This window comes from Streptomyces sp. NPDC002817 (assembly GCF_053592055.1).
Genome location: NZ_JBSFUY010000027.1, coordinates 75,340 through 101,103, shown reverse-complemented (window position 1 = coordinate 101,103; position 25,764 = coordinate 75,340). Strand labels below are relative to the sequence as shown.

General features: G+C 71.4%; 22 protein-coding genes. 15 read left to right on the top strand and 7 right to left on the bottom strand.

What is annotated here, in order from left to right:
- Nucleotides 1-89: 89 nt before the first annotated feature.
- Complete coding sequence (locus ACWD3I_RS36395; RefSeq protein WP_365395621.1) at nt 90-1,616, bottom strand: amino acid permease; 1,527 nt, start codon at nt 1,614-1,616, stop codon at nt 90-92.
- A gap of 254 nt (nt 1,617-1,870) precedes the next feature.
- On the opposite strand from ACWD3I_RS36395, the gene ACWD3I_RS36390 reads away from it, so the two are divergent.
- The 3 genes from ACWD3I_RS36390 to ACWD3I_RS36380 all read left to right on the top strand — a co-directional run bounded on the left by ACWD3I_RS36390 (nt 1,871) and on the right by ACWD3I_RS36380 (nt 4,446).
- On the top strand, nt 1,871-2,461 hold the full coding sequence (locus ACWD3I_RS36390; RefSeq protein ID WP_365395618.1) for a PadR family transcriptional regulator: 591 nt from the start codon (nt 1,871-1,873) through the stop codon (nt 2,459-2,461).
- A gap of 174 nt (nt 2,462-2,635) precedes the next feature.
- Nucleotides 2,636-3,673, top strand: a complete 1,038-nt coding sequence (locus ACWD3I_RS36385; RefSeq protein WP_365395615.1) for an ATP-binding cassette domain-containing protein — start codon at nt 2,636-2,638, stop codon at nt 3,671-3,673.
- Nucleotides 3,670-4,446 carry an ABC transporter permease gene (locus ACWD3I_RS36380; protein ID WP_365395612.1) on the top strand — a complete coding sequence of 259 codons (777 nt, stop codon included), beginning with the start codon at nt 3,670-3,672 and terminating at the stop codon, nt 4,444-4,446. Before ACWD3I_RS36385 ends, ACWD3I_RS36380 begins: the two co-directional genes overlap by 4 nt.
- Before the next feature lie 54 nt (nt 4,447-4,500).
- Here ACWD3I_RS36380 and ACWD3I_RS36375 read toward each other — a convergent pair whose 3' ends face one another.
- On the bottom strand, nt 4,501-5,340 hold the full coding sequence (locus ACWD3I_RS36375) for a siderophore-interacting protein (protein WP_365395609.1): 840 nt from the start codon (nt 5,338-5,340) through the stop codon (nt 4,501-4,503).
- A gap of 148 nt (nt 5,341-5,488) precedes the next feature.
- A complete protein-coding gene (locus tag ACWD3I_RS36370) occupies nt 5,489-6,418 on the bottom strand; it encodes a 5'-3' exonuclease (RefSeq protein ID WP_365395606.1) in 930 nt (309 codons plus the stop codon).
- Nucleotides 6,419-6,575: 157 nt separating this feature from the next.
- Between ACWD3I_RS36370 and ACWD3I_RS36365 the strand changes: the two genes are divergently transcribed.
- The 4 genes from ACWD3I_RS36365 to ACWD3I_RS36350 all read left to right on the top strand — a co-directional run bounded on the left by ACWD3I_RS36365 (nt 6,576) and on the right by ACWD3I_RS36350 (nt 11,922).
- Nucleotides 6,576-7,664 (top strand): quaternary amine ABC transporter ATP-binding protein, encoded by a 1,089-nt coding sequence (locus tag ACWD3I_RS36365; RefSeq protein WP_365395603.1) that lies wholly within the window; start codon nt 6,576-6,578, stop codon nt 7,662-7,664.
- Nucleotides 7,657-10,263 (top strand): ABC transporter permease/substrate binding protein, encoded by a 2,607-nt coding sequence (locus ACWD3I_RS36360; RefSeq protein ID WP_365395600.1) that lies wholly within the window; start codon nt 7,657-7,659, stop codon nt 10,261-10,263. The genes ACWD3I_RS36365 and ACWD3I_RS36360 overlap by 8 nt, the downstream gene beginning before the upstream one ends.
- Before the next feature lie 373 nt (nt 10,264-10,636).
- The gene (locus tag ACWD3I_RS36355; protein WP_365395597.1) at nt 10,637-11,206 is read left to right on the top strand and encodes a helix-turn-helix domain-containing protein; all 570 of its coding nucleotides are present in this window, start codon (nt 10,637-10,639) and stop codon (nt 11,204-11,206) included.
- Nucleotides 11,203-11,922 (top strand): helical backbone metal receptor, encoded by a 720-nt coding sequence (locus ACWD3I_RS36350; RefSeq protein ID WP_365395594.1) that lies wholly within the window; start codon nt 11,203-11,205, stop codon nt 11,920-11,922. Before ACWD3I_RS36355 ends, ACWD3I_RS36350 begins: the two co-directional genes overlap by 4 nt.
- On the opposite strand, the gene ACWD3I_RS36345 is transcribed toward ACWD3I_RS36350, so the two are convergent.
- A complete protein-coding gene (locus tag ACWD3I_RS36345) occupies nt 11,870-13,009 on the bottom strand; it encodes a TDT family transporter (protein ID WP_365395591.1) in 1,140 nt (379 codons plus the stop codon). The genes ACWD3I_RS36350 and ACWD3I_RS36345 overlap by 53 nt on opposite strands.
- A gap of 70 nt (nt 13,010-13,079) precedes the next feature.
- Between ACWD3I_RS36345 and ACWD3I_RS36340 the strand changes: the two genes are divergently transcribed.
- Both ACWD3I_RS36340 and ACWD3I_RS36335 read left to right on the top strand, forming a co-directional pair.
- Entirely contained in the window at nt 13,080-14,009 is a 930-nt protein-coding gene (locus ACWD3I_RS36340) for a LysR family transcriptional regulator (protein ID WP_365395588.1), read from the top strand.
- A gap of 60 nt (nt 14,010-14,069) precedes the next feature.
- A complete protein-coding gene (locus ACWD3I_RS36335; RefSeq protein ID WP_365395585.1) occupies nt 14,070-15,017 on the top strand; it encodes a phosphotransferase in 948 nt (315 codons plus the stop codon).
- Nucleotides 15,018-15,025: 8 nt separating this feature from the next.
- Here ACWD3I_RS36335 and ACWD3I_RS36330 read toward each other — a convergent pair whose 3' ends face one another.
- Together ACWD3I_RS36330 and ACWD3I_RS36325 are read right to left on the bottom strand one after the other, a co-directional pair.
- The gene (locus ACWD3I_RS36330; protein ID WP_365395582.1) at nt 15,026-15,712 is read right to left on the bottom strand and encodes a gamma-glutamyl-gamma-aminobutyrate hydrolase family protein; all 687 of its coding nucleotides are present in this window, start codon (nt 15,710-15,712) and stop codon (nt 15,026-15,028) included.
- Between the two features lie 91 nt (nt 15,713-15,803).
- A complete protein-coding gene (locus ACWD3I_RS36325) occupies nt 15,804-16,538 on the bottom strand; it encodes a FadR/GntR family transcriptional regulator (protein WP_046261854.1) in 735 nt (244 codons plus the stop codon).
- Nucleotides 16,539-16,633: 95 nt separating this feature from the next.
- On the opposite strand from ACWD3I_RS36325, the gene ACWD3I_RS36320 reads away from it, so the two are divergent.
- Genes ACWD3I_RS36320 through ACWD3I_RS36305 form a run of 4 tightly spaced genes read left to right on the top strand, consistent with a single transcriptional unit; the run spans nt 16,634 to nt 21,136 of the window.
- Nucleotides 16,634-17,992 (top strand): glutamine synthetase family protein, encoded by a 1,359-nt coding sequence (locus ACWD3I_RS36320; RefSeq protein ID WP_365395578.1) that lies wholly within the window; start codon nt 16,634-16,636, stop codon nt 17,990-17,992.
- Between the two features lie 8 nt (nt 17,993-18,000).
- Nucleotides 18,001-19,374 carry an aldehyde dehydrogenase family protein gene (locus ACWD3I_RS36315; protein WP_365395575.1) on the top strand — a complete coding sequence of 458 codons (1,374 nt, stop codon included), beginning with the start codon at nt 18,001-18,003 and terminating at the stop codon, nt 19,372-19,374.
- The gene (locus ACWD3I_RS36310; protein ID WP_365395572.1) at nt 19,371-20,162 is read left to right on the top strand and encodes a 3-oxoacyl-ACP reductase; all 792 of its coding nucleotides are present in this window, start codon (nt 19,371-19,373) and stop codon (nt 20,160-20,162) included. Before ACWD3I_RS36315 ends, ACWD3I_RS36310 begins: the two co-directional genes overlap by 4 nt.
- 44 nt (nt 20,163-20,206) lie before the next feature.
- A complete protein-coding gene (locus ACWD3I_RS36305; protein WP_365395699.1) occupies nt 20,207-21,136 on the top strand; it encodes a DUF2510 domain-containing protein in 930 nt (309 codons plus the stop codon).
- 1 nt (nt 21,137) lies between these two features.
- Here ACWD3I_RS36305 and ACWD3I_RS36300 read toward each other — a convergent pair whose 3' ends face one another.
- Nucleotides 21,138-22,340: an amino acid deaminase/aldolase gene (locus ACWD3I_RS36300; protein ID WP_365395569.1), complete on the bottom strand. Its 1,203-nt coding sequence runs from the start codon at nt 22,338-22,340 to the stop codon at nt 21,138-21,140.
- Nucleotides 22,341-23,671: 1,331 nt separating this feature from the next.
- On the opposite strand from ACWD3I_RS36300, the gene ACWD3I_RS36295 reads away from it, so the two are divergent.
- Nucleotides 23,672-24,484: a hypothetical protein gene (locus ACWD3I_RS36295; protein ID WP_365395566.1), complete on the top strand. Its 813-nt coding sequence runs from the start codon at nt 23,672-23,674 to the stop codon at nt 24,482-24,484.
- A 5-nt stretch (nt 24,485-24,489) separates the two neighbouring features.
- Entirely contained in the window at nt 24,490-25,656 is a 1,167-nt protein-coding gene (gene mycP, locus ACWD3I_RS36290; RefSeq protein ID WP_365395696.1) for a type VII secretion-associated serine protease mycosin, read from the top strand.
- Nucleotides 25,657-25,764 lie beyond the last annotated feature (108 nt).

The window sequence follows — 25,764 nt, the reverse complement described above, 5'->3', positions numbered from 1 at the left end:
TCGGCAGGGTGGGCGACTGAGGGGGTACCGCCGTGCGTTGTCGGTCGGGCGCTGCGCCGTCGTGGTTTGTCGCGCAGTTCCCCGCGCCCCTAAGGGGTTGCGGTGGCCCCGCGCCTGGAACAGAGCCTCCAGGCCGCGCCCAGCACCACCGTCGCCCCCAGGAACAGCACCGTGAACCACTGGAAGTACCAGTGGCCGCCCGCCGGGTCGTACACCTCCGCCCGTGGCCAGGCCAGGTTGATGGTCATGAACAGGCCGTAGAGCAGGGCGAGGGCGTTGACCGGGACTCCCCAGCGGCCCAGGGAGAAGAGCTTGCCGCCCCGCTCGTCCGTGCCCTCCGAGGTGAAGCGGCCACGGAGACGGGCGACCAGGAGGGGGCCGGTGACCATCGCGTACGCCAGGTACAGCATCACGATGCAGGTCGTCCCGATGGCGAGGAACGCCTCCGGGGAGGCGAAGTTGAGGAGCAGCAGGGCCGCGGCGAGGAGACCGACCACCAGGGCGGGTGCGTTGGGCATGCCGGTGCGGGGGTGGACGCGAGCGAGGCGTGCCGCGAAGGGGAGCTGACCGTCGCGGGCCATGGAGAACAGCATCCGGCAGGCCGCCGTCTGGATCGCGAGGGTCGCCACCGCGATCGCCACCACCACGTCCGCCAGCAGCAGCTTGCCGACCCCGTCGCCCAGGCTGCTCGTGAGGACGTAGCTCAGCCCGTCGACCGCCAGGCGTCCGTCGGTCAGGCTCGGGGCCGCCAGCAGGCCGCCCAGCACGATCAGACCCCCCAGGAGGCCTGCCGCGCCGAGTGCCGTGAGGATCGTGCGGGGTGCGGTGCGCCGTGGATCGCGCGTCTCCTCGCTCATCTCACCCGCGCTGTCGAAGCCGATCATCACGTACGCCGCCGTGAACGAACCCACCAACAGGGCCCCGAACAGGCCGGACTGGGCCGCGCCCTCGGTGTGGAAGGTGATGCCGGGCGTGCGCTCGGAGTGGGTGAGCAGCAGGACGACGATCAGTACGGCGCCGATGATCTCGGCCGTCACCCCGACCCGGTTGATCACGGACATCACCCGGTTGTCGAGCACGTTCACGAGCGTCGTCAGCACGAGCAGGAACACACCCAGGAGCGCCGCGTTGGCCGCGCCGTCCGCCGACGTCGGCGCCGGATCGGTGCCGATCAGCTGGAAGCCCGACCAGATCGCCGGCAGCACCATCTGCAGTGCAAGCGCGGCCGCCGAGACCACCACGATCTGCCCGATCACCATGATCCAGCCCGCGAACCAGCCGAAGGTGAGGTTCGACAGCCGCGACGACCACTGATAGATCGCGCCCGAGATCGGATAGCGCGCCGCCAGTTCCGCGAAGCAGGCGGCCACCAGCAACTGCCCGACCAGCACCGCCGGCCAGGCCCAGAAGAAGACGGGGCCGCCGAACGCGTACCCGAAGGCGAAGAACTGGAAGACCGTCGTCAGGACGGAGATGAAGGAGAACCCGGCCGCGAACGACGCGTACCGGCCCAGGCTGCGGTGGAGTTCCTGGCGGTAGCCGAACTCGGCGAGCGAGCGGTCGTCGGGGGAGCGCGGTGGATCGGGGCGGACTTCGGAGGGGCTGGTTGTCGTCACGGCGGCACCTGCCTTCGGCGGCGGAAGAGCGGGACAGCGGTGCGGGCGCTGAATTCCTGTCGGGCGACAGAAATTAGGGAGCGGCTGTTTCGCCCGCATGACGCGGCCATGTCGAAGGTGGGCCCAAGTCCTCACCTCTCTTGCGCCTGCCGCCCGAACGCGATACATCGTGTCTATTGACGAGCTGTCGTAGATCGCGATATGTTCGGCCACGGATATTCGGCTCGAAGTAGAGATGCGAGGTGAATCGGCCCATGAGGCGTCGCAAGCTCCGCAACCCCTTGGCGCTCGCCGTGCTGGCGACTCTGTGGCAGAAGCCGATGCATCCCTACGAGATCGCCCAGACCCTGCGCCGCCAGGGCAAGGACTCCAGCACGAAGATCAACTACGGCTCGCTCTACACGGTCGTGCAGAACCTCGAGAAGCACGGCTTCGTCGAGGTCACGGACGTGGAGCGGCAGGGCAACCGGCCCGAGCGGACGGTCTACGGCATCACCGAGGCCGGCCGTCAGGAGACCACCGAGTGGATGTCGGACCTGGTCGCCTTCCCGGCCAAGGAGTACCCGATCTTCGAGACCGCGCTCTCGCTGCTCGGCGTGCTGCACCCCGACGACGTGGTCTCACTGCTGGAGGAACGACTCGAGGCCCTGGAGGTCCGGATCGCCTCCGGGCGAGGCGCACTGGAGAAGCTGTACGAGACGCTGCCCCGGCTCTTCCTCGTGGAGAACGAGTACCAGCTCCACATGATCGAGGCGGAAGCGGCATGGGTCCGCGGCTTCCTCGACGAGATCAGGAAGGGCGAGCTGCCCGGCATCGAGGAGTGGAAGGCGTTCCACGAACCGTGACCTGACGAAGAACAGGCCCCGGCATGGCTGTTGGAGCAGCCCGCCGGGGCCTCGAACCCCGAGCTGAATCCGCCGTGAGGCACATCCAGGCGATCGAGGTGCGGCACACCCAGGATAGCCCGGTGCTCCTCACGCGGATCAGCTGTCATCCGCTCACCCAGGAGAGCACCTGTCATGAACACCCGTGCGCCCGCAGTCGAGGCGCGTCAGCTGATCAAGACCTACCCGGGTGATGTCACCGCCCTCAACGGCATGGACATCACCGTCGAACCGGGCACCGTCCTCGGCCTTCTCGGCCCCAACGGAGCCGGCAAGTCCACCACCGTCAAGATCCTCACCACCCTGGCCCGCCCCGACTCCGGCACGGCCACCGTCGCCGGCCACGACGTGCTGCGCCACCCGGACCGGGTGCGCCGCGCGATCGGCGTGGTCGCGCAGAACTCCGGAGCCGACCCCGGGGCGACCGGCCGCGAGAACCTCCGACTGCAGGGCAGGCTCTACGGGTTGAGGGGAGCCGGCCTCGACGGGCGCGTCGCCGAACTCCTGGACCGCTTCACCCTCACCGACGCCGCGGACCGTCGGGTCAAGGGTTACTCCGGTGGTATGCGGCGCCGCCTCGACGTCGCCCTCGGCCTGGTGCACCGCCCCGAGGTGCTCTTCCTCGACGAGCCCACCACCGGTCTCGACCCCCAGGCCCGCAGCGCGATGTGGGACGAGATCGGCCGGCTCTCCGGTGAGGAGGGGCTGACCATCCTGCTCACCACGCACTATCTCGAAGAGGCCGACCGGCTCGCCGAGCGCGTCGCCATCGTCGACCGCGGCCGGGTCGTGGTCGAGGGCACCCCACACGCCCTCAAGGGTGAACTCCGCGGCGACGCCGTCCACCTGGAGCTCCGCTCCGGCGTCGGCGAAGCGGGCCGTACGCTGCTCAGGAGCGCCCTCGGCGGACTGTCGGGCGTGCACGAGGTCCTGGTCGACGGGCGCCGGGTCAGCGTCCGCGCCGACGACGGAGCGGCGGCGGTGCCCGCCCTCCTGGGCGCACTCGAGCGCGCCGGAGTCGGCGTCGCCGCCGCGACCGTGGCCCGCCCCTCGCTCGACGACGTGTACCTGCGTCACACCGGCCGCCGCTATGCCGAGGCGGCCGAGGAGACGGGGGAGGCCGGGGAAACCGGCCGGCCCGACGACCTCGCCCTCGCGGGAGGTACCCGATGAGCACCGCTGTCTCCCAGACCTGGTACATGACGCAGCGTCAACTCATGGTGTTCGTACGGCAGCCGGCGTACGCGGTCATCACCCTGATCCAGCCGGTGATCTGGCTGTTCCTGTTCGGCAGTCTGTTCCGCGAGGTCGTCGAGCTCGGCGGTTTCGGCACCACCTCGTATCTCGACTACCTCGTTCCCGGGGTGGTCGTGATGAGCGCGCTGAGCTCCAACATGTGGGCCGGGATGACCACGCTCGACGAGATCCAGCGCGGCACCCTGGACCGCTTTCTGACCACCCCGGTCAGCCGGGCCGCGCTGATGAACGGCAACGTCGTCAACAACGGCCTGGTCACCGCCGCGCAGTCGGTGATCATCGTGCTGCTCGGGCTGCTGGGCGGTGCGGACTACCCGGGCGGGATCGTCGGGATCGCGGTCCTGGTGCTCGCCTCGGTGCTGCTGGGCACGGTCTTCGGGGCGCTCTCCAACGCGCTGGGCATGCTGGTGCGGGAGCGGGAGTCGATCATCGGGATCAACACGTTCCTGCTGCTGCCGCTGACGTTCCTGTCCTCCGCCTTCATGGCGCCTGCCCAGATGCCGGGGTGGATGCGGCACATCGCGAACGTCAACCCGCTCGACTGGGCGATGGTGGCGGGGCGTTCGGCGCTGTCCGAGAACCCCGACTGGGGTGATGTGCTCATCCGGGGCGGTGCGCTGCTGGCGTTGGCGGTGGCGGCGGTGTGGCTGTCGATCCGGACGTTCCGGTCGTACCAGCGGTCCGTGTAGCGGTGTGGGAGGGCGCCGCTGCGCCCTCCCACCATTCGTGTCCGCCTGGAGAAGTCAGGCGGGCGTGCTCTCCTGCTCCGCCTCGATCCGTGCGTTCCAGTCCCGCTTCGAGGCCTGCCAGCCGTCCTCGTTGTGGCCGAGCCGCCAGTACCCGGAGATCGAAAGGTCCTCGCGCGCGATCTCGCGCTCGACGCGCAGCAGGTGCCGCAGCTGCTTCACGAAGTGCGCCTCGCCGTGGACGAAGGCGTGCACCCGGCCCGCCGGGAACTCCAGCGCCCGCACGGCCTCGGTGAGCGCCTCGCCGACCGGACGGTCCCCGCGGTGCAGCCAGACGACCTCCACATCGGAGTCGATCTTCTGCTCCTCCTCGGGCCCGGAGACCTCGATGAAGGCGTACGCCGTGGTGCCGGCGGGCAGCACCTCCAGGGAGCGGGCGATCGCGGGCAGCGCGCTCTCGTCCCCGGCGAGCAGATGCCAGTCGGCGGCCGGATCGGGGGTGTAGGCGCCGCCCGGGCCGTTGAACCGGACGGTCTCGCCCGGCTGCACGCTCGCGGCCCAGGGTCCGGCGAGGCCCTCGTCGCCGTGGACCACGAAGTCCAGGGTCAGCTCAAGGTGTTCGGCATCCCAGTGGCGCACGGTGTACGTCCGCGTCACCGGCCACTGCTCGCGCGGGAACTCCTCGCGGATGCGCTCCATGTCGAAGGGCTCCGGGTAGGTCGCACCCCCGGCCGGGAACAGCAGCTTCACATAGTGGTCGGAGCAGGTGTCCGCCGAGAAGTCGGCGAGCCCCTCACCTCCGAGCACCACACGCTGCATGTGCGGGGTCAGCCGCTCGGTGCGGACGACCTGAGCGGAATGCGGCTTCCGCGGCTTGCGTCCCGGTCGTTCTGCCATGGCGGCCTCCCTGCCTCTTCGCTTAGGCTTACCTAAGTTAGCATCTCCCCCCTACTTAACACCCCTTGTATGAGGGCAAGATTAAGCCATTGTGGAGAGTGCGAATCCCTCCTGAAGAGAATCTCATTCACTCAACAGAGAACATGATTTACGGTGCCAGGGTCGTCAGCAGTCGCTGAAGCGACCCGCCCAACCCCCAGCGCGCCGCCAGCCGCTCCACCGCCGCCGGATCACGCGGCCCGCGCGGCACCACCGTGTCGACGTCCGGCAGCGGGACGTCGTCCGCCACCCGCACGACCTTGGGCGCCACCGCGACATAGGGCCGCGACTCGTCCAGCCGCTTGCGCTGCGACGGCGTGAGCTTGGCCTTCGGGTCGTCGACCGCCGACATGATCCCGGCGACATCGCCGAACTCGGCCAGCAGCTTGGCGGCCGTCTTCTCCCCGATGCCGGGCACCCCCGGCAGACCGTCGCTCGGGTCGCCGCGCAGCAGCGCCAGATCCGCGTACCCCGGCCCGTCGACCCCATACTTCTCGCGCAGCCACGCCTCGTCCGTGAGCTGGAGGGTGCCCACGCCCTTGAGCGGGTACAGCACCCGCACCCCGCGCCCGTCGTCCACCAGCTGGTACAGATCGCGGTCGCCGGTGACGATGTCGACCGGGCCCTTCGCCCGCGCGGTGAACGTGCCGATCACATCGTCCGCCTCGTACCCCGCGACGCCCACGCGCGCGATGCCGAGCGCGTCGAGGACCTCCTCGATGACCGGAACCTGCGGCGACAGCGTGTCCGGCACCTCCTCCTCGTCCGGCCCCACCTCGCGCTCCTCGGCGACACGGTGCGCCTTGTAGGAGGGGATCAGGTCGACCCGCCACTGAGGACGCCAGTCGGCGTCCATGCAGGCCACCAGCTCATCGGGCCGGTGGTCCCTGACCAGGCGGTCGATGAATTCCAGCAGCCCGCGCACGGCGTTCACCGGCGTGCCGTCCGGGGCCTTCACGGACTCCGGGACGCCGAAGTAGGCGCGGAAGTAGAGGGAGGCGGTGTCGAGGAGCATGAGTCGTCCGGTCACGCCTCGCATCATGCCGTACGGCGCCGACAGTCACCGGTCCTCAGCGATGTGAAGCCTCTTCGGCGATCCCACGGACTGGTTGTGAACTGAACCACTTCGGCGTTTGCCCTGGTCGGTCGAGGGCAGGCGCCGCCACTGACCCCCGCCCCCGAGTCAAGAGGTACGCGTGTCAGCCAGCCTAGAGGCCGAACATCTCTACAAGGTGTTCGGCAGACGACCGAGTGAGGCAGTCGAGAGACTGCGCGATGGAGCCGACCGGGAGGAGCTGCGCGCCGACGGCACCACCGCCGCGGTCGTCGACGCCTCCTTCACCGTGGAACCCGGCCAGATCTTCGTCGTCATGGGCCTGTCCGGATCCGGCAAGTCCACCTTGCTGCGCATGCTCAACGGCCTCCTCGAGCCCACCGCCGGACACGTCCGCTTCGACGGCCAGGACCTGACCGCGCTCGGCGACCGCGAACTGCGCGCGGTCCGGGCGAGGAAGATCAGCATGGTCTTCCAGCACTTCGCGCTCTTCCCGCACCGCAGCGTCCTGGAGAACGCCGCCTACGGCCTCGCCGTACAGGGCGTCCCCCGCGCCGAGCGCGAGAAGCGCGCCACCGAGGCCCTGGCCCTGTGCGGGCTGGCCGGCTGGGAGAAGTCCTGGCCCGACGAGCTGTCCGGCGGTATGCAGCAGCGCGTCGGCCTGGCCCGCGCGCTGGCCACCGACGCCGACCTGCTCCTCATGGACGAGTCCTTCAGCGCCCTCGACCCGCTGATCCGCCGCGACATGCAGGACCAGCTCCTGGAGCTCCAGAAGACCCTGAAGAAGACCATCGTCTTCATCACCCACGACCTCAACGAGGCCATGCGCCTGGGCGACCGCATCGCCGTCATGCGTGACGGCCGTATCGTCCAGATCGGCAGCGCGGAGGACATCCTCGTCCGGCCCGCCGACGACTACGTGGCCTCCTTCACCCAGGACGTCGACCGCTCGCGGGTCCTGACCGCGGGCGCCGTCATGGACCCGGACGTCGTCGGTGACGAGGTCGGCTGTCGCTGCGAGACCGCGACACCGGACACCCCCTTCACCGAACTCTGCGCGATCAGCGCCCGGCTGACGCACCCCGTCGCCGTTGTCGACAAGACCGGGAAACTCGTCGGCCGCGTCCCGAGACAACGCCTCGTCGGGTTCCTCGGTGACGAGCAGTCCGAACCGGTGGCCTGCGACTCGCCCCGGGACAAGGGCGGCGACAAGGCGGTGGCCCGTGCCTAGGATCCCGCTCGGCGACTGGGTCAACGACGCGGTCGACTGGCTGCTCGGCCACATGGCCTGGCTCTTCGACTTCCTCAAGACCGTCTTCACCGGCACCTACGACGGTATCGACGCCGTCCTCCAGGCGCCCCAACCCCTGCTCCTCGCGGGCATCTTCGCCGTCATCGCCTTCTGGCTGCGCGGCACCACGGCCGGCGTCCTCACCTTCGCGGGCTTCGCCTTCATCGACTCCCTCGAACTGTGGGACGACGCGATGGTGACCCTCTCGCTGGTCCTCGTCGCCACGATCATCGCCCTGGTGATCTCCGTGCCCGTCGGCATCTGGGCGGCCCGCTCCGACCGGGTCAGCGGACTGGTCCGGCCGGTCCTGGACTTCATGCAGACGCTGCCCGCGATGATCTACCTCATCCCGGCGATCCTCTTCTTCGGCACCGGCGCCTCCGCGGGCATCGTCGCCACCCTGATCTTCGCGCTCGCCCCCGGCGTGCGCATGACCGAGCTGGGCATCCGCCAGGTCGACAAGGAACTGGTCGAGGCGGCCGAGGCGTTCGGCACGACTCCCAGGGACACCCTCCTGCGGGTCCAGCTCCCGCTCGCCCTGCCCACCGTCATGGCCGGCGTCAACCAGGTCATCATGCTCGGCCTGTCCATGGCCGCGATCGCCGGCATGGTCGGCACCGGCGGCCTCGGCGGTCGCGTCAACGAGGCCATCGGCCAGCTCGACGTGGGCCTCGGCTCCGAGGCGGGCGTCGCCATCGTGATCCTCGCGATCTACCTCGACCGGATGACCGGCGCCCTGGGCACCCAGGTCTCCCCGCTGGGCCGCCGCGCCGCCGCCAAGGCGCGTGCCGCACAGGGTCTGAGGATCTGGTCGTACCGCCCCCGTCCGCAGGTCGCCGTCATCGGCGTGGTGGTCCTCGCCCTCGTCGCGGGCGGCATGGGGATGTTCGGCGGCAAGGACGACAGCGCCACCCCGGTCGGTGAGAACGTCGGCCAGGGCAAGAAGGTCACCATCGGCTACATCCCCTGGGACGAGGGCGTCGCCTCCACCTTCCTCTGGAAGGAACTCCTGGAGGAACGCGGCTTCGAGGTGGACGCCAAGCAGCTCGACGCGGGCCCGCTCTACACCTCCCTGGCCTCCGGCAACGTCGACTTCCAGACCGACGCCTGGCTGCCGACCACCCACGCCGAGTACTGGAAGAAGTACGGCGACCAGCTGGACGACCTGGGCTCCTGGTACGGCCCGACCTCCCTGGAGCTGAGCGTCCCCTCGTACATGAAGGGCATCGACTCCCTGGCGGACCTCAAGGGCAGGTCCGCCGAGTTCGGCGGGAAGATCACCGGCATCGAGTCCAGCGCCGGAATGATGGGCCTGCTCAAGAGCAAGGTCCTCAAGGACTACGGCCTCGACAAGGAGTACAAGGTCGTCGACAGCTCCACGCCGGCGATGCTGGCCGAGCTGAAGCGGGCGTACAGCAAGCAGGAACCGGTCGTCGTCACGCTCTGGTCGCCGCACTGGGCGTACAGCGACTACGAGCTGAAGAAGCTCAAGGACCCGAAGGGCTCCTGGGGCAAGGGCGACGGGGTGCACACGGTGGCCCGCAAGGGCTTCGCCGACGACAACCCGGTCGTCGCGAAGTGGCTGAAGGACTTCAGGATGAGCGAGAAGCAGCTCACAGGTCTGGAAGCCGAGATCAACAAGGCCGGCAAGGGCAAGCAGCAGGACGCCGTACGCGCCTGGCTGAAGGCCAACCCCGGTGTGCTCGACAAGCTCGCACCGGTCGCGGACACCGCCACCCCCGCCGAGGCGAAGCGGCCCGTCGACGTGGCCTGGTTCCCCTGGGACGAGGACATCGCCGTCACCTACCTCTGGAAGAACGTCCTTGAGCGGCGCGGCTACAAGCTGAACCTGAAGCAGATGGACGTCGGCCCGGTCTACACGGGCCTCGCCTCCGGCGACCTCGATCTCAACTTCGACGCCTGGCTGCCGTACGCGCAGGCCAACTACTGGGACAAGAACAAGGACAGACTCGCCGACCTCGGCACCTGGTACGAACCGACCTCGCTGGAGGTCGCGGTCCCGTCGTACGTCAAGGGCGTCAAGTCGTACGAGGACCTCAAGGGCAAGGCCGACCTCTTCGACGGGAGGATCATCGGCATCGAGCCGGGCACCGGCGAGATGAACCTCCTCAAGAAGAAGGTCCTGCCGGGCTACGGTCTGGACAAGGAGTACGACGTCGTCGACGGCTCCACGCCCGCGATGCTGGCCGAGCTCAAGCGCGCCTACGCCAAGAAGCAGCCCGTGGCCGTCGTGCTCTGGTCGCCGCACTGGGCGTACAGCCAGTACGACCTGACCAAGCTGAAGGACGACAAGAAGCTCTTCGGCGAGGGCAACACGATCCGGACCATCGCCAACGAGAAGTTCCCCGAGCAGTACCCGCAGCTCACCAAGTGGATCAAGAACTTCCGGATGAGCGAGGACGAGCTCGGCACCCTGGAGGCCGAGATCAACCAGCGGGGCCAGGGCCACGAGGAAGAGGCCGTCGCCGCCTGGCTGAAGGAGCACCCGGGCGTGGCGGAGCGGATGACACCGCGGTAGCCGCCCTGTCGAAGCCGCCCGAGGGGCGGGCTCCCCACGTGACCTGACGGCGTGTGGCGAGGCCCGCCCCTCGGGCATGTCCGGGGGCGCGCATCCGTACGCGGTCCATGAAAAGGATCCGGACAACCACATAGAGCTATGCCGCCCCCTGAGCCTCATGGGGCGGTCGTGGTCAGCTGGTTCGTCCTGACGGCGCAAACCCCGCACGGGCCGGGTGGAGAGCTGATCTACTGGCCGGAGTTGGCGAAATGGACCGCACGGGGTTTACGGCAATGTGACGGGCGCATGAAACGGTTTGCCGAACATGCGTAGGGTGCAGACAACTCATCAGAGAGTGTGAACGGACCGACGAGCGAAGGAGGGAGCCGGAGCGATGGGCGACCACAAAGAACAACCCTTGCGGGTGGGCGCGGCCGTCAGGCGGCGACGCCGTGCGCTGGAGCTCACCCTTGCCGTCGTGGCCGAACGCAGCGGCCTGTCGGTGCCCTTCCTGAGCCAGATCGAGAACGAGCGGGCGCGGCCCAGCCAGAGCTCCCTGGAGAAGGTGGCCGACGCCCTGCGCACCACCGCCGTGGAACTCCTCGCCGCCGCCGACCCGGCGTGCAGCGTCGACGTCGTCCGCGCCGACGACACCGAGCCGGAGTGCCGGAGCCGGGTGCGTTCCCTGGTGCGTGGTCACCATCAGATGCACGCCCAGGAGTTCACCGGAGACCATGACGCCGGTCGTGAATTCCAGTTCCGCAACGACCAGTTGATGTACGTCGCCGACGGCGCGGTGGAGATCGAGGCGGAGGGCCGGGCCTATCGGCTCGGCCGCGCCGACACGCTCTACCTCACCGGTGGGGTACGCCACCGGTGGCGGGCGACCGTGCCCGAGACCCGGGTCGTGGTCGTCGCGGTGGCCGAGCACATCGAGGCGGTCCGGGACCGGCCGGGCAAGTGAGGGTCGTCTCCCTCGTTCCGTCCCTGACGGAGGCGGTGGCCCGGTCCGTCCCCGGCGCCCTGGTCGGCGCCACGGACTGGTGCACCCACCCGGCGGACCTCGACGTCGCGCGCGTGGGCGGCACCAAGAACCCCAGGACCGACCGCGTCCTCGCCCTCGCCCCCGACCTGGTGATCGCCAACGAGGAGGAGAACCGGGAGCCGGACCTCGCCGCGCTGCGCGAGGCGGGCGTCGCGGTCCTGGTGACCGAGGTGAGGGACGTCCCGCAGGCCTTCCGGGAACTGGCACGGGTCCTGGCGGCGTGCGGTGCGCGGGGACGGCCGCGCTGGCTGGACGAGGCGGAGCGGGCGTGGTCGGTCCTGCCGGAACCGGGGTCCGCCATGACGGCGGTGGTCCCGATCTGGCGCCGCCCCTGGATGGTGCTGGGGCGCGACACCTTCGCCGGCGATGTGCTGGCGCGCCTGGGCGTGGACCATGTGTACGCGACGCACGCCGAGCGCTATCCGCGGATCCCGGTCGAGGACCTGAACGCGGCCGCACCTGACGTCGTCGTCCTCCCGGACGAGCCCTACCGCTTCACCGCGGACGACGGCCCGGAGGCGTTCCCCGGACTGTCCTGCGCCCTCGTCAGCGGCAGACACCTCACCTGGTACGGCCCGTCCCTCAGCGAAGCGCCACGGCTGCTGACGAAGGCCCTGCGAGCAGCGCACCGCTGAGCAGCCCGCGTGCGGTGTGCAGGGCGGCGACGGCCCAGGCGGCCACGAGGACGACGTACAGCACGACCGCGAGCCACTGGAAGGCCGGCAGCCCGGTGTGCCGGGCCAGCCCCTCCGCACCGGTGACACAGGTGCCGACCGGGAAGGTGAAGGCCCACCACGTCATCGCGAACCCCATGCCCTCCCGCCGGGCGCGCAGGACGTGCGCGGTGGCGAGCGCGAACCACAGCAGGGCGAACCCCGTCACGGGCACGCCGTAGAGAACGGCGAGGACGCCGAAGCCGCCGCTGTAGGGCGTGGGTACGACACCGGGCGCGACGTCCGCGAAGTTGTTGACGGCGGTGGTGGACTGTCCGAGCGGGCCCAGCACGAGGAACAGGGTCGGGGTGAGGGCGAGGGGCAGCGGACCGCCGGTGATGAGCCGTCCGAAGACCAGCGGCAGCATGAGCAGGGTCGCGAGCAGGCTGATCCCGAACATGGCCACGCACGCGAGCAGCAGGGTCTCCCGCGCCTGACCGGCCGGGAGATGGGGCACGAGCAGCGGCCCGAGCGCGGCCGACACCATGGGCGCGACGAGCGGCAGCAGCCACACGGGAGTGGCTTGTGACGGCTCGATCCGATGGCGTACGGCCATGAGGTACGGGACGGCGACGGCCGCGGTGAGTCCGATGGCCGTGCCGGCGGTGAACAGCACGGCGTCGAGAGCGACCGCGGCTCGCGTGCCGATCCAGTCGGAGCCGACGGTGAGGGCGCCGCCGCCGACGGCGAGGAGGGCCATGGACAGACAGCCGTAGAAGGGCGCCATGGCCGGGTCGAGGAGGTGGGCGCGGGCCTGGTCGCGATGGTGGGTCCAGTGCAGGGCGCGGGCGCAGAGCAGGACGACGAGAAGGGCGAGGGAGAGCGCCCAGACGCCGGTGAGGGCGGTGCGCAGACCGGGGACGGAGACCGGCAGTCCGGCTCCGGCGGTGGCGACGATGGCGGTGCCCATGACGGTGGCGTACCAGTTGGGTCCGAGGTGACGGACGGCGATGGCACGCGGGGACCGTGCGATGGCACGGGGGAGAAGGGGCTGGGCTGCGGTGACCATGATGCGACGATCGCGCGGTTGTGCGGCTGCCACCAGGGACGACGCCTCTATGAGGACATAAACTGGATTTATGAGCAGTGAGCGGGAGGGCTCTCCCTCGACCCCCGGTGGCATGCTGGCGCACCGCGTCCCCGACCTGGGGGCGCTGGAACTGCTGCTGGCGGTGGCCCGGCTCGGCAGCCTGGGTGCGGCGGCGCGGGAGATCGGCATCACCCAGCCGGCGGCCAGCAGCCGCATTCGCTCGATGGAACGTCAGTTGGGTGTGGCGCTGGTGGACCGCTCACCGCGCGGGTCCCGTCTCACGGACGCGGGCGCGCTGGTGACGGACTGGGCGCGGCGGATCGTGGAGGCCGCGGAGGCGTTCGACGCGGGGGCGCAGGCGTTGCGGGACCGGCGGGACTCGCGGCTGCGGGTCGCGGCGAGCATGACGATCGCGGAGTATCTGCTGCCGGGCTGGCTGTTGGCGTTGCGCGCCCAGCGTCCGGACACGGCGGTGTCGTTGCTGGCCGGCAACTCGGCGGCGGTGGCCTCCCGGCTGCTCTCGGACGAGGCGGACCTGGGGTTCGTGGAGGGCCTGAACGTACCGACGGGCCTCGACTCGGTCGTGATCGCCCACGACCACCTGATCGTGGTGACGGCCCCGGCCCACCCCTGGGCCCGCCGCCGACGGCCGCTGGCGGCGGACGAGTTGGCCGCGACGCCGTTGATCCTGCGGGAGAAGGGTTCGGGGACGCGGCAGGTCCTGGACGCGGCGCTGGGCGGACTGGCGCGGCCGTTGATCGAGTTGTCGTCCACCACCGCGGTGAAGGCGGCGGTCGTGAGCGGCGCGGGGCCGGCGGTACTGAGCGAGCTGGCGGTGGGGGAGGAGCTGGCGATGCGCCGGCTGGTGCGGGTGCCGGTGGAAGGGGTGTCACTGGCACGGGACTTGCGGGCGGTGTGGCCGACGGGGCATCGACCGGTGGGTCCGGCCAGGGAACTGCTGTCGCTGACACGGGGATAGGGGCCGCGCCGGCGAAAAACTCCTGGCCTGCCACCGCAGCCGACCCGCACCATGCCGTACATGCCACCCACCGCCCCGCCCGCCGAAGGCGCCCGCACTCCGTGGGAAGAGCTCCCACCCCAGGTCCGCAACGCCGTGGCCGACATCCTCGGTGAACCCGTCACCCACGCCACCACCCAACCCGGCGGCTTCTCCCCGGGCGCCGCGGCACGCATCCGCACCGCCCGAGGCCGCCGTGCCTTCGTCAAGGCCGTCAGCGCGGACACCAACGCCACGGGCCCCGTGTTCCACCGCCGAGAAGCCCGCTACGCCGCCGCCCTCCCACCCGCCGTCCCCGCGCCCCGCCTCCTCGGCACCTACGACGACGGCACCTGGGTGACTCTGGTCTTCGAGGACGTGTCGGGCCGCCAGCCCCACGTTCCCTGGCGGCAGCCGGAGTTGAGACGCGTCCTCGACGCGGTGACAGACCTCGCCCGGACCCTCACCCCGTCCCCCGTGCGCGACGCGCCCCCTGCCTCCGAGTCCGCCGTCGGCACGTTCAGCGGCTGGCGGCGACTCCTGGAGGAGACCCACCCGGACCTCGACCCCTGGACCGCCGCCCACCTCCCGCACCTCGCCGAGCTGGCCGACCCCTGGCCCGAGGCCGTCTCCGGCGACACCCTCGCCCACGGCGACCTCCGCGCCGACAACATGCTGCTCACCGACGACGGCCGCGTCGTCTTCGTCGACTGGCCGCACGTCGTCCGCGGTGCCGCATGGCTCGACCTGCTGCTCATGCTCCCGTGCGTCAGAGCCCAGGGAGGCCCCGATCCGCAGGGGCTCTTCACCGCGCACCCGCTGGGCCGCGACGCCGACCCGGACGCCGTCACCGCCGCCCTCGCGGGCCTCGCCGGCTACTTCGTCCACCAGTCCCTGCAGCCCCCACCGCCGGGCATCCCGACCGTCCGCGCCTTCCAGCGCGCCCAGGGCGAAGCGGCGTCGAAATGGCTGCGAGACCGGATCGGATAGCCCCCGGCTCAGGCTCCCGCCGCCTCCACCAACCCCCGTACCACCCGCAGATCCTCACCCATCTCCGGATGCCACTGCACCCCCAACACCCAGTCGGAGGAAGGCAGTTCCACGGCTTCGACCGTTCCGTCGGGTGCGTGCGCCGACACCAGGAGGCCGGTGCCCAGCCGGTCCACGGCCTGGTGGTGGTACGTCGGTACGGACGTCTCCTCCGGGACGACACCGGCGTACAGCGTCCCCGGCACCGGCTTCACGGTGTGCCACCCGAAGACACCGACCACCTCCGCGTGCCCCTCGATGTGCTGGACGAGCGTGCCGCCGAGGGCGACGTTCAGCAGCTGCATGCCCCGGCAGATCCCGAGCAGCGGGACGCCCGCGGCGAGGGCGGCGTCGATGAGGGCGAGCTCCCAGGCGTCGCGCTCGCGGGCCGGCGGCCCGGTACGGGGCTCGCGCTCGGCGCCGTAGTGCACCGGCTCGACGTCCGGGCCGCCCGCGATCACCAGCCCGTCGAGGCGCGCCACGGCCCCGGCGGCATGCTCGGGCGCGTCCGGCGGAAGCATCGCGGCCAGCCCGCCCGCCCGCTGCACGAGCCGCGGATACCCGACGGGCAGCAGCGCCGCCGCCAGCTCCCACACACCCCAGCGTGCCCCGGCCTCCAGATACGTACTGATGCCGATCAGCGGCCTGCCCGCCATGCGCCCTCCCGGTCCGGCAAAGGATTGTTTCCATACCTTTGTCGAGAGATGCCCGCGGAGGCAAGACCCCCAGGCCGCACGGCGGACGCCGTCACGCCAGGAACCCCCTGAGCAGCGCCGCCGTCCCCCCGCAGTGCTCGCGCATCATCTCCCGCGCCCCGTCCGCGTCCCCGTCCAGCACCGCCTCCACCAGCGCGGTGTGCTGGCGTTGGGAGTGTTCGAGGTTGCGGACGAGGAGCGGGATGCAGTCCAGCAGGTCGTTCACCGTGGCCCGGACCGCCGCGTACTGCGCGGTCAGCGACGGTGATCCGCACAGCTCGGCCAGCGTCAGGTGCAGCATCGTGTCCAGGCGCCGATAGTCCGCCAGCGGAGCGTCCTGCGTGCGGGCCAGCGCCTCGCGCAGCCGTTCCGCCTGGTCGTCGGCGAGCCCGTGCGCCGCGCACAGACCCGCCGCCCCCACCTCCAGCACCTCGCGGAACCGCAGCACGTCCTCGATGTCGACCGCGGAGATCCGCCGCCGCAGCTCGTCCTCGCCGCCGGCGTCCGACTTCCGCAGCACGAACGTCCCGCCGTACCGCCCGCGCCGCGACTCCACCAGCCCCTGGTCCTGGAGCACCTTCAACACCTCGCGCAGCGTCACCCGGCTGATCCCGAGCCGCTCCGCCAGCTCCCGCTCGGCCGGCAGCCGCTCACCCCCCGGTACCAGACCGAGCCGTACGACCTGCAGGATCTGCTCCAATGCCTCCTCGAAGCCGTTGCCCGCCCGTACCGGCCGCAGCACCGGCGTCAACCGGTCCTCCAGGTCGCCCTCCGGATCCAGCGACATCCCGTCGTACCCCCTTCCCAAGCAATGGTTCTCCGCAATACCTTATGGCTTCCGGCCCGGCCGAAAAAAGCGCAGAAGCCCGAAGGAGCTCTCCCGTGGCAGACCGCACACCCCCGCTGAGCGTCGAGGAGCTGCACGCCCTCGTCGCGAGCGGTGAGATCGACACTGTCGTCCTGGCCTTCCCCGACATGCAAGGGCGGCTCCAGGGCAAGCGGTTCGCCGCCCGCTTCTTCCTCGACGAGGTGCTCCACCACGGCACCGAGGGCTGCAACTACCTCCTCGCCGTCGACACCGAGATGAACACCGTCGAGGGCTACGCCATGTCCTCCTGGGACCGCGGCTACGGCGACTTCGCCATGCACCCGGACCTCTCCACCCTGCGCCGCGTCCCCTGGAACGCCGGCACGGCCATGCTCATCGCCGACCTCGCCTGGGACAACGGCTCGCCCGTGGTCGCCGCCCCGCGCCAGATCCTCCGCCGCCAGCTGGAGCGCCTCGCCGAGCTCGGCTACACCGCCATGGTCGGCACCGAGCTGGAGTTCATCGTCTTCAAGGACACCTACGAGCAGGCCTGGGACGTGGGGTACCAAGGGCTCACCCCGGCGAACCAGTACAACATCGACTACTCGGTGCTCGGTACCGGTCGCATCGAGCCCCTGCTCCGCCGTATCCGCAACGACATGACCGGCGCCGGCCTCGTCGTCGAGTCCGCCAAGGGTGAGTGCAACCCGGGCCAGCACGAGATCGTGTTCAAGTACGACGAGGCCGTGGTCACCTGCGACCAGCACGCGATCTACAAGACCGGCACCAAGGAGATCGCCGCCCAGGAGGGCGTCTCGATCACCTTCATGGCCAAGTACAACGAGCGCGAGGGCAACTCCTGCCACATCCACCTCTCGCTCGCGGACGCGGCCGGCAACAACGCGATGGCCGACAACGGCGGTATGTCCGAGGTCATGCGGCACTTCCTCGCCGGACAGCTCGCGGCCCTCAGGGACTTCTCCCTGCTCTACGCCCCCAACATCAACTCCTACAAGCGGTTCCAGCCCGGCTCCTTCGCCCCGACCGCCGTCGCCTGGGGCCACGACAACCGCACCTGCGCCCTGCGGGTCGTCGGCCACGGCCGCTCGATGCGCTTCGAGAACCGGCTGCCCGGCGGCGACGTCAACCCCCACCTGGCGGTCGCCGGACTGGTGGCGGCGGGTCTGTACGGCATCGAGCAGAAGCTGGAACTGCCCGAGGCCTGCGCCGGCAACGCCTACACCGCCGACTACGCGCACGTCCCCACCACGCTGCGCGAGGCCGCCGAGCTCTGGGAGAACAGCCCCATCGCCAAGGCCGCCTTCGGTGACGAGGTCGTGGCCCACTACCGCAACATGGCACGCGTCGAGCTGGACGCCTTCGACGCCGCGGTGACCGACTGGGAGCTGCGTCGCTCCTTCGAACGCATGTGAGGCATCTCTTGTCGCAACCGTACGAACTGGACGTCCTCAACCCCGCGACGGAGGAGGTCATCGCCACCGTTCCGGGCGCCGTCGAGCAGGACGTCGACGCCGCCGTCCACCGGGCCGACCGGGCCCAGCGCGCCTGGGCGGCCGTCGCACCCGCGGACCGGGCCAGACTGCTGCGCCGCTTCGCCGTCGTCGTCGACGAACACGTGGAGGAACTCGCGCGGTTGGAGGTGCGCGAGGCCGGCCACACCATCGGCAACGCCCGCTGGGAGGCCGGCAACGTCCGTGACCTCCTCGACTACGCCGCCGGCGGAGTGGAGCGGCTCGCGGGCCGGCAGATCCCCGTACCCGGCGGCCTCGACATCACCCTCCTGGAACCGCTGGGCGTCGTCGGAGTGATCGCGCCCTGGAACTTCCCCATGCCGATCGCGGCCTGGGGCACGGCCCCGGCCCTCGCGGCGGGCAACGCCGTGATCCTCAAGCCCGCCGAGACCACCCCGCTGACCGCGCTGCGGCTCGCCGAACTCGCCCTGGAGGCCGGGCTCCCGGAACACCTCCTCCAGGTCCTGCCGGGCCGCGGCGACATCGCGGGCGACGCCCTCGTACGCCATCCTGGCGTCGCGAAGATCGTTTTCACGGGCTCCACGCGGGTCGGCAAGCGCGTCATGGCCCTCTGCGCCGACCAGGTCAAGCCGGTCACCCTCGAACTCGGCGGCAAGAGCCCGAACATCGTCTTCGCCGACGCCGACCTCAGGACCGCCGTCGACCCCTTCTCCTTCCTCGACAACTCCGGCCAGGACTGCTGCGCCCGCACCCGCATCCTGGTCCAGGAGTCCGTGTACGACGAGGTCCGCGAGCTGCTCGCCGACACGCTGGCCGCCGTCGTCGTGGGTGACCCGGCCGACGAGAAGACCCAGATGGGACCGCTGATCTCCCGTCAGCAGCTGGACCGCGTACGGTCGTTCGTGCCGGACGACGCCCCGGCCCTGCGCGGCAGGGCCCCCGAAGGGCCCGGCTTCTGGTTCGCGCCGACCGTCCTCACGGGGGAGCGGCACGACTCCGAGGCGGCCCGGGAGGAGATCTTCGGACCCGTGGCCGTACTCCTGCCCTTCACCGACGAGCAGGACGCGATCCGGCTCGCCAACGACACCCCGTACGGCCTCTCCGGTTCCATCTGGACCCGGGACGTCGGCCGCGCGCTCCGGGTCTCCCAGGCGGTCCGGGCCGGCAACCTGTCCGTCAACTCCCACTCCAGCGTGCGCTACTGGACCCCCTTCGGCGGCTACAAGCAGTCCGGCGTGGGCCGGGAGCTCGGCCCGGACGCCCTGGCCGCCTTCACCGAAACCAAGAACGTCTTCATCAGCACGGAGGGCCCCGCACAGTGACCGCATCGACCGAAGAGATTGTCTGCCGACGCCTGGTCGGCCGTACCGCCGTCATCACCGGGGCCGGCAGCGGCATCGGCCTCGCCACCGCCCGCCGGCTCGCCTCCGAGGGCGCGCACATCGTCTGCGGCGACGTCGACGAGCAGCGCGGCAAGGCGGCCGCCGAGGAGGTCGGCGGGATCTTCGTGAAGGTCGACGTCACCGACCCCGAGCAGGTCGAGGCGCTGTTCAGGACGGCGTACGACACCTACGGCAGCGTCGACATCGCCTTCAACAACGCGGGCATCTCCCCGCCCGACGACGACTCCATCCTGGAGACCGGCCTCGAGGCCTGGAAGCGCGTCCAGGAGGTCAACCTGACCTCCGTCTACCTGTGCTGCAAGGCCGCGATCCCCTACATGCGGCGGCAGGGCAAGGGCTCCATCATCAACACGGCGTCCTTCGTGGCGAGGATGGGCGCGGCCACGTCCCAGATCTCCTACACCGCGTCCAAGGGCGGTGTCCTGGCCATGTCCCGTGAACTGGGCGTGCAGTTCGCGCGGGAGGGCATCCGTGTGAACGCCCTCTGCCCCGGCCCGGTCAACACCCCTCTCCTTCAGGAACTGTTCGCCAAGGACCCCGAGCGCGCCGCGCGCCGCCTCGTCCACATCCCGCTCGGCCGCTTCGCCGAGGCCGAGGAGATCGCCGCCGCCGTCGCTTTCCTGGCCAGCGACGACTCCTCGTTCGTGAACGCCAGCGACTTCCTCGTCGACGGCGGAATCTCGGGGGCCTACGTCACACCCTTGTAGGCCCGCGGCCCCCAGGCCCTGTCGCCTACAGTGCCGGGATGAGCATGACGCCCCCGCCCGGCTGGTACCGCGACCCCGAGCATCCGCACCTGGAACGCTGGTGGGACGGCACTGCCTGGACCGAGCACCGGCGCGAGCCCGCAGTTGTGGGCCCGCCGCCGGTGCCTCCGGTGCCGGGACGGCCGCCGGGCGGTGAGGCCTCGGGGCGCGCGAAGGTCATCGCCCTCACCACGGCCGGGGTGGTCCTGGTCGCGGCGATCGTGACGGGAGCGTTCGTCCTGCGTGACGACGGGGGCGCCGAGGACAGTACGACGGTGACCGAGTCCATCACCCCCACCTTCGCACCGACGAGCCAGACGCCCACGCCCACGCCGTCGGAGTCCACCAGCGAACCCTCCGCCGACGACCCGGCCGTCGTCGAGGACCAGCTCAACGGCATCACCGTGCCGCTGCTCGACGGCTGGGTGCGACCCCAGTACATCGTCGACGACGACGTCCTCATGTCCACCGACGGCACCTACGACTGCCCGGGCGACCCAGGAGTGTGCCGGCACGGTCTCGTCATCTCGCGCACGGTGACCTCGAACGACGAGACATCCCCCGAGTCCCTCGCCAAGGCCGACATCTCCGACGCGGCCGACTACGCCTACGACCGCGACCTCGTCGGCAAGCGGCCCTTCGGCGGCATCGAGTCGCACGAGGTCGTGAAGTCGGGTCCGGTCGCGGTGGCGGGCCGCGCCGGGTATTTCGTCCGCTGGCGCGTCAAGACGGCCAAGGGGCCCGGCGGTTACGTCCAGTCCCTCGCCTTCCAGTCCAGCGTCGGCACCGAGTCCCCGGTCGTCGTGCGCTACGTCTTCGACGCCGGCGAGGACGGGCCGCCGCTCGCCGACATGGACCGGATCACCAAGGGCATCCGGTCCAGCGGCGACGCGAACGGCGGCGGCGTGGGCAGCAGCATCGGCCCGACGGACTGACCTAAAGGAACGTCCGGCCCTCGCCCCGGTAGGTCGGGACGGTCGAGGTGACGGTGTCGCCCTCGATCAGATGCAGCACGTCGAACCGCTCGCACAGCTCCCCGGCCTTCGCGTGCCGGAACCACACCTTGTCCCCGAGGAGGAGGTCGTCGGCGGGCGAGCCGAGCAGCGGCGTCTGCACCTCACCGGGCCCCTCCTGAGGGTCGTACTTCAGCCCCTCCGGCAGATAGGGCACCGGGAGCCGGTCGGGCCCGGGCGCACCGGAGGCCGGATAGCCGCCCCCGAGCACCGTGACGACACCGACGCCGGGCCGCCGCACGACGGGCTGCGCGAAGAGCGCGGCCGGACGCCCGCTGAACGACGTGTAGTTGTCGAAGAGCCGCGGCACATACAGCCCCGACCCCGCACCGATCTCCGTGACGGCATCCTCGGCGGCGGTCGTCTGGACACTGCCGGTACCGCCGCCGTTGACAAACTCCAGTTCGGGAACGACGGCCCGGACGGCACGCACCACTGCCGCCCGCCGCTCGGCGAGCTCCTTGCGGGCGGTGGCCTGCATCAGCCGGACGGCACGGGACCGGAACGGATGTCCGGCGACGGAGTCGCCCACACCGGCGATATGACCCTCGTACGCCATGATCCCGACGACCTTGAACCCGGGCCGCCGGGCGACCGCGCGGGCGAGGTCGGCGACCTGGGCGGGGGAGTGCAGCGGGGAGCGTCGGGCGCCCACGCGCACCCGGCCGCCGAGGAGCTTGAGTGAGGTGTCCAACTCCAGGCAGACGCGGACGACTTCACGTTCACCGTCCCGGGAGCGGTCGATGAGGTCGAGCTGTGCGACGTCGTCGACCATGACGGCCACGGCGGCGGCGAGCTTGGGGTCCGAGGTCAGCTCGGCGTACCCGGTGCTGTCGGCGGAGGGGTAGGCGAGCAGGATGTCGTCGAAGCCGGAGCGTGCCAGCCACAGGGACTCGGCCAGGGTGAAGGACATGAGGCCCGCGAAACCGTCCCTGGCGAGGACGCGTTCGAGCAGCGCTCGGCACCGCACGGACTTGCTGGCCACACGGATCGGCTTGCCGCCGGCCCGGTGGACGAGATCGTCCGCGTTGGAGTCGAAGGCGTCCAGATCCACGATCGCCACAGGAGCGTCGAGGTGAGCGGTGGCCCGGTCGTAACGGGCCCGGTCGGCGGCGCGCGCAGTCATGAACGAAGCCTGCCAGACAGGATTACCGCAGGGTAGGGGGACGTTCCGGGCTAAAGCCCCGGGGTCGTGGACTGGTTCCCGTCGGGCCGGGGACAACCCGTAGAGTGACGCGCACGCATGTGAGGACGGCAGGGGCCCGAGTCAGGGGATGCCGGTCCGTCCGTGCGGGTATGCGTGCCCGGGCGGGCCTGTTCCGCACCGGGGACGACGACGGACCCGGGCACAAGGGAAACGGGGGGCGCATGAGCACGGAAGCGCGGCACGCCTCCATCCCTCCGCGCCCCACGACACCCCCACGCCCCACGGACCCTCCGAAGACGGGCCCCGAGGCCACGGACCGCGAGGACTCCGGGCCCACCCCGGGCACCTCCGAGGAACGGCCACCGGCCCAGGCACCGGGTACGCGACCGGCGGGCGGGGCTTCCACGCCGACGACGACCGTGCCCCCGTTGCCGGGCGCACGACCGGCGCCCGGGACCCCCGCTCGCGACACCTCCCAGGACACGCCTCCTCGCTTCCCCCGCCTGCGCGCCCCGTCCTCCGGCGACCTCGCCCCCCTGACCCCGCCCCCGCCGAAGGCCTCCGCACGCTTCCCGGACACACCGCCGCCCCCCGGTCAGGGCAACCCCGCAACCCCCACGCCGCCGCGCCCCGCGACACCCCCGCGCCCCAACGGCACACCCCCGGAAACGTCCTTCGAGACCACCTTCCGCCTCCGCCCGGTACCGGTCGAGCAGGACTCCCCCCGAGACTCCTCCCCCCTGGGCCGCGCCCCGCGCCCCGACGCCCCACCCCGACCGGGCACCCGCCCGGCCCCTACGCCCGGCTCGACGGCGGCTGCTGGTGCTCCGCCCGGTCCAGGCCCTCGTGCGTCGTTCACGTCCGGCTCGACGGTGCCCGCCGGCGCTCCCTCCGGGTCAGGCACTCGCCCACCTTCCGCACCCGGCCCGAAGGCGCCTTCCGGCGCTCCGACCGGTGTGCCGCCCCGGCCCGGCTCTCGTCCGGCCGCCGCGGCCGCCTCCCGGCCGGCCTCGGCGCCGCCCGGCCCGCCCGCGCCCGGCCCCCGGTCTGCCGCGGTGCCCGCCGACGCCTTCGGCGGAGGGAACCGGCGGTCGACTCCCTTCGGTGACGCGCCCATGCCCGGCTCCCGGCCGGCCTCGACGCCGGCCGGCCCGCCCGCCCCCGGCCCCCGGTCTGCCGCGGTGCCCGCCGACGCCTTCGGTCGTACCGCACCCCCCGGAGGGACCCCGTCCCCCCGGCAGCCCGATCCCTCTCTCTCCTGGAGCGCCCCCCTGGCACCCGGTGACACCCCTGGATCCGGGCGGCCCGTCGTGTCGTTCGGGCAGCCCGAGGGGTACGACGAGCAGGCGCGGCCGCGAGTGCTCCGTGGGCGAGGTCGGCTGCGGGCCGTCGGTGTGGCCGTCTGTCTCGTGCTCGGGCTCGGGCTCATCGGCGGTGCCGCGACCGGGAGTTGGCTCGTCGGGGACTCGGCCGCGGCCGGATCCGGGGACACCTTCGCGGCGGCCGCCGGGATGTGGCACAGCGTTCCCGTCGACCAGCTCTTCCCGCCCACCGTGCAGGGACAGGGCGCAGGCCCCGGCGGCGCCGACCGGACCTGGACGCGGATCGCCGTCGCCCCGGACAGCGGCTGCAAGAACGCCTTCGACCCCCTGCTGCGCAAGGCACTCGCCCCCGTCGGCTGCGAGCGGCTGCTCCGCGCCACCTACACCGACGCCACCCAGAGCTACGTCACCACCGTCGGGCTTCTCTTCACCAAGGCCGACGCCGCCGGCATGACCGCCCTCGACACCCGGTTCGGCAAGGAGAAGTTGGGCGACCGGGCCGACCTCATGCCCCGGACCTACGCCGCCAAGAACACCGTCGCCGCCGGCTTCGGCACGAAGCAGCGGGCCTCCTGGGCCGTTTCCGTCCTCACCGACGCCCCCGTCGTCGCCTACGCCGTCTCCGGCTGGGCCGACGGCCGTACCGTCGACGAGCCGGAGCCCGCCGAGAAGGCCACGGCGTCCGACGCCACCACCGACATCGCCCAGGCCGGTCTCGGCCACGAGGCCCAGGGTCTCGCCGACCGCATCGAACGCGGCTTCCGCAAGACCGTCAGCTCGGCCACGGAGAAGCCGTCGTGAACGCCATGACCCGCCGCACCGGCCTCCTCGGCGTCCTTCTCGCCGCCTCCTTCGCCCTCGTACCGCCCACCGCGGCGCACGCCGACGGCATACGCGCCCAGCAGTGGGCCCTCGAGGCCATGCACACCCAGGAGGCATGGCAGACCACCAAGGGCAAGGGCATCACCGTCGCCGTCCTCGACACCGGCGTCGAGGACGACCACCCCGACCTCGTCGGCAACGTCCTCGACGGCAAGGACATGGTCGGCTTCGGAGCGAGCCGCGGCGATCGCGCCTGGGCCCGCCACGGCACCGCGATGGCCGGCATCATCGCCGGCCACGGACACGGGATCGGCAACGCCGACGGCGTGATGGGCATCGCCCCCGAGGCCAAGATCCTCCCCGTCCGCGTCATCCTGGAGGACGGCGACTCGGCCCGCGGCAAGGCCCGCAACACCCGCGGCAACGCGCTCGCCGAAGGCATCCGCTGGGCCGCCGACCACGGCGCCGACGTCATCAACCTCTCCCTGGGCGACGACTCCAAGTCCGCCCACCCCGAACCCGCCGAGGACGAGGCCGTCCAGTACGCCCTCAAGAAGGGTTCCGTCGTCGTCGCCTCGGCAGGCAACGGCGGCGAGAAGGGCGACCACATCTCCTACCCGGCCGCCTACCCGGGTGTCATCGCCGCGACCGCCGTCGACCGGTACGGCACCCGCGCCGCCTTCTCCACCCGCCGCTGGTACTCCACGGTCAGCGCCCCCGGCGACAAGGTCGTCATCGCCGACCCCGACCACAAGTACTACGAGGGCTGGGGCACCAGTGCCGCCGCGGCCTTCGTCTCCGGAGCCGTCGCCCTGGTCAAGGCGGCCCACCCCGGCCTGACCCCGGCCCAGATCAAGAAGCTCCTGGAGGACACGGCCCGCGACGCCCCCGTCGGCGGCCGCGACGACTCCCGCGGCTACGGCCTGGTCGACCCGGCCGCTGCGATCAAGGCAGCGGCCGAGCTGAAGCCGGAAGGACTGCAGGCGGCGTCCTACGGCGAGAAGTACTTCGGCTCAGGCCCGGACGCGGCCGAGGAGGAGGACGACACGGCAGGCTGGGCGGCCCCCCTGGCCGGCGGCGCGGGCGGCGTCCTGCTGATCGCGGCGGTGGTGCTGTGGCGAGGCAGAAGAGAGCAGTACGAAGAAGTCTGACGCTGCGGATGGCGCCCCTGCGGGGGCGCGGCGCTGTATCGATGTGCGGCCACGGCCGCGTGGGCGCGACCGGCCCCACACGGCGCGGCAGTCCGCCGACGGCCTGTC

Excerpts from the sequence above, each read along its gene's own strand:
- ACWD3I_RS36390 (WP_365395618.1), top strand. The coding sequence starts at position 1,871 with ATGAGGCGTCGCAAGCTCCGCAACCCCTTGGCGCTCGCCGTGCTGGCG.
- ACWD3I_RS36385 (WP_365395615.1), top strand. The coding sequence starts at position 2,636 with ATGAACACCCGTGCGCCCGCAGTCGAGGCGCGTCAGCTGATCAAGACC.
- ACWD3I_RS36380 (WP_365395612.1), top strand. The coding sequence starts at position 3,670 with ATGAGCACCGCTGTCTCCCAGACCTGGTACATGACGCAGCGTCAACTC.
- ACWD3I_RS36375 (WP_365395609.1), bottom strand. The coding sequence starts at position 5,340 with ATGGCAGAACGACCGGGACGCAAGCCGCGGAAGCCGCATTCCGCTCAG.
- ACWD3I_RS36370 (WP_365395606.1), bottom strand. The coding sequence starts at position 6,418 with ATGCGAGGCGTGACCGGACGACTCATGCTCCTCGACACCGCCTCCCTC.
- ACWD3I_RS36355 (WP_365395597.1), top strand. The coding sequence starts at position 10,637 with ATGGGCGACCACAAAGAACAACCCTTGCGGGTGGGCGCGGCCGTCAGG.
- ACWD3I_RS36345 (WP_365395591.1), bottom strand. The coding sequence starts at position 13,009 with ATGGTCACCGCAGCCCAGCCCCTTCTCCCCCGTGCCATCGCACGGTCC.
- ACWD3I_RS36340 (WP_365395588.1), top strand. The coding sequence starts at position 13,080 with ATGAGCAGTGAGCGGGAGGGCTCTCCCTCGACCCCCGGTGGCATGCTG.
- ACWD3I_RS36335 (WP_365395585.1), top strand. The coding sequence starts at position 14,070 with ATGCCACCCACCGCCCCGCCCGCCGAAGGCGCCCGCACTCCGTGGGAA.
- ACWD3I_RS36330 (WP_365395582.1), bottom strand. The coding sequence starts at position 15,712 with ATGGCGGGCAGGCCGCTGATCGGCATCAGTACGTATCTGGAGGCCGGG.
- ACWD3I_RS36325 (WP_046261854.1), bottom strand. The coding sequence starts at position 16,538 with ATGTCGCTGGATCCGGAGGGCGACCTGGAGGACCGGTTGACGCCGGTG.
- ACWD3I_RS36305 (WP_365395699.1), top strand. The coding sequence starts at position 20,207 with ATGACGCCCCCGCCCGGCTGGTACCGCGACCCCGAGCATCCGCACCTG.
- ACWD3I_RS36300 (WP_365395569.1), bottom strand. The coding sequence starts at position 22,340 with ATGACTGCGCGCGCCGCCGACCGGGCCCGTTACGACCGGGCCACCGCT.
- mycP (WP_365395696.1), top strand. The coding sequence starts at position 24,490 with ATGACCCGCCGCACCGGCCTCCTCGGCGTCCTTCTCGCCGCCTCCTTC.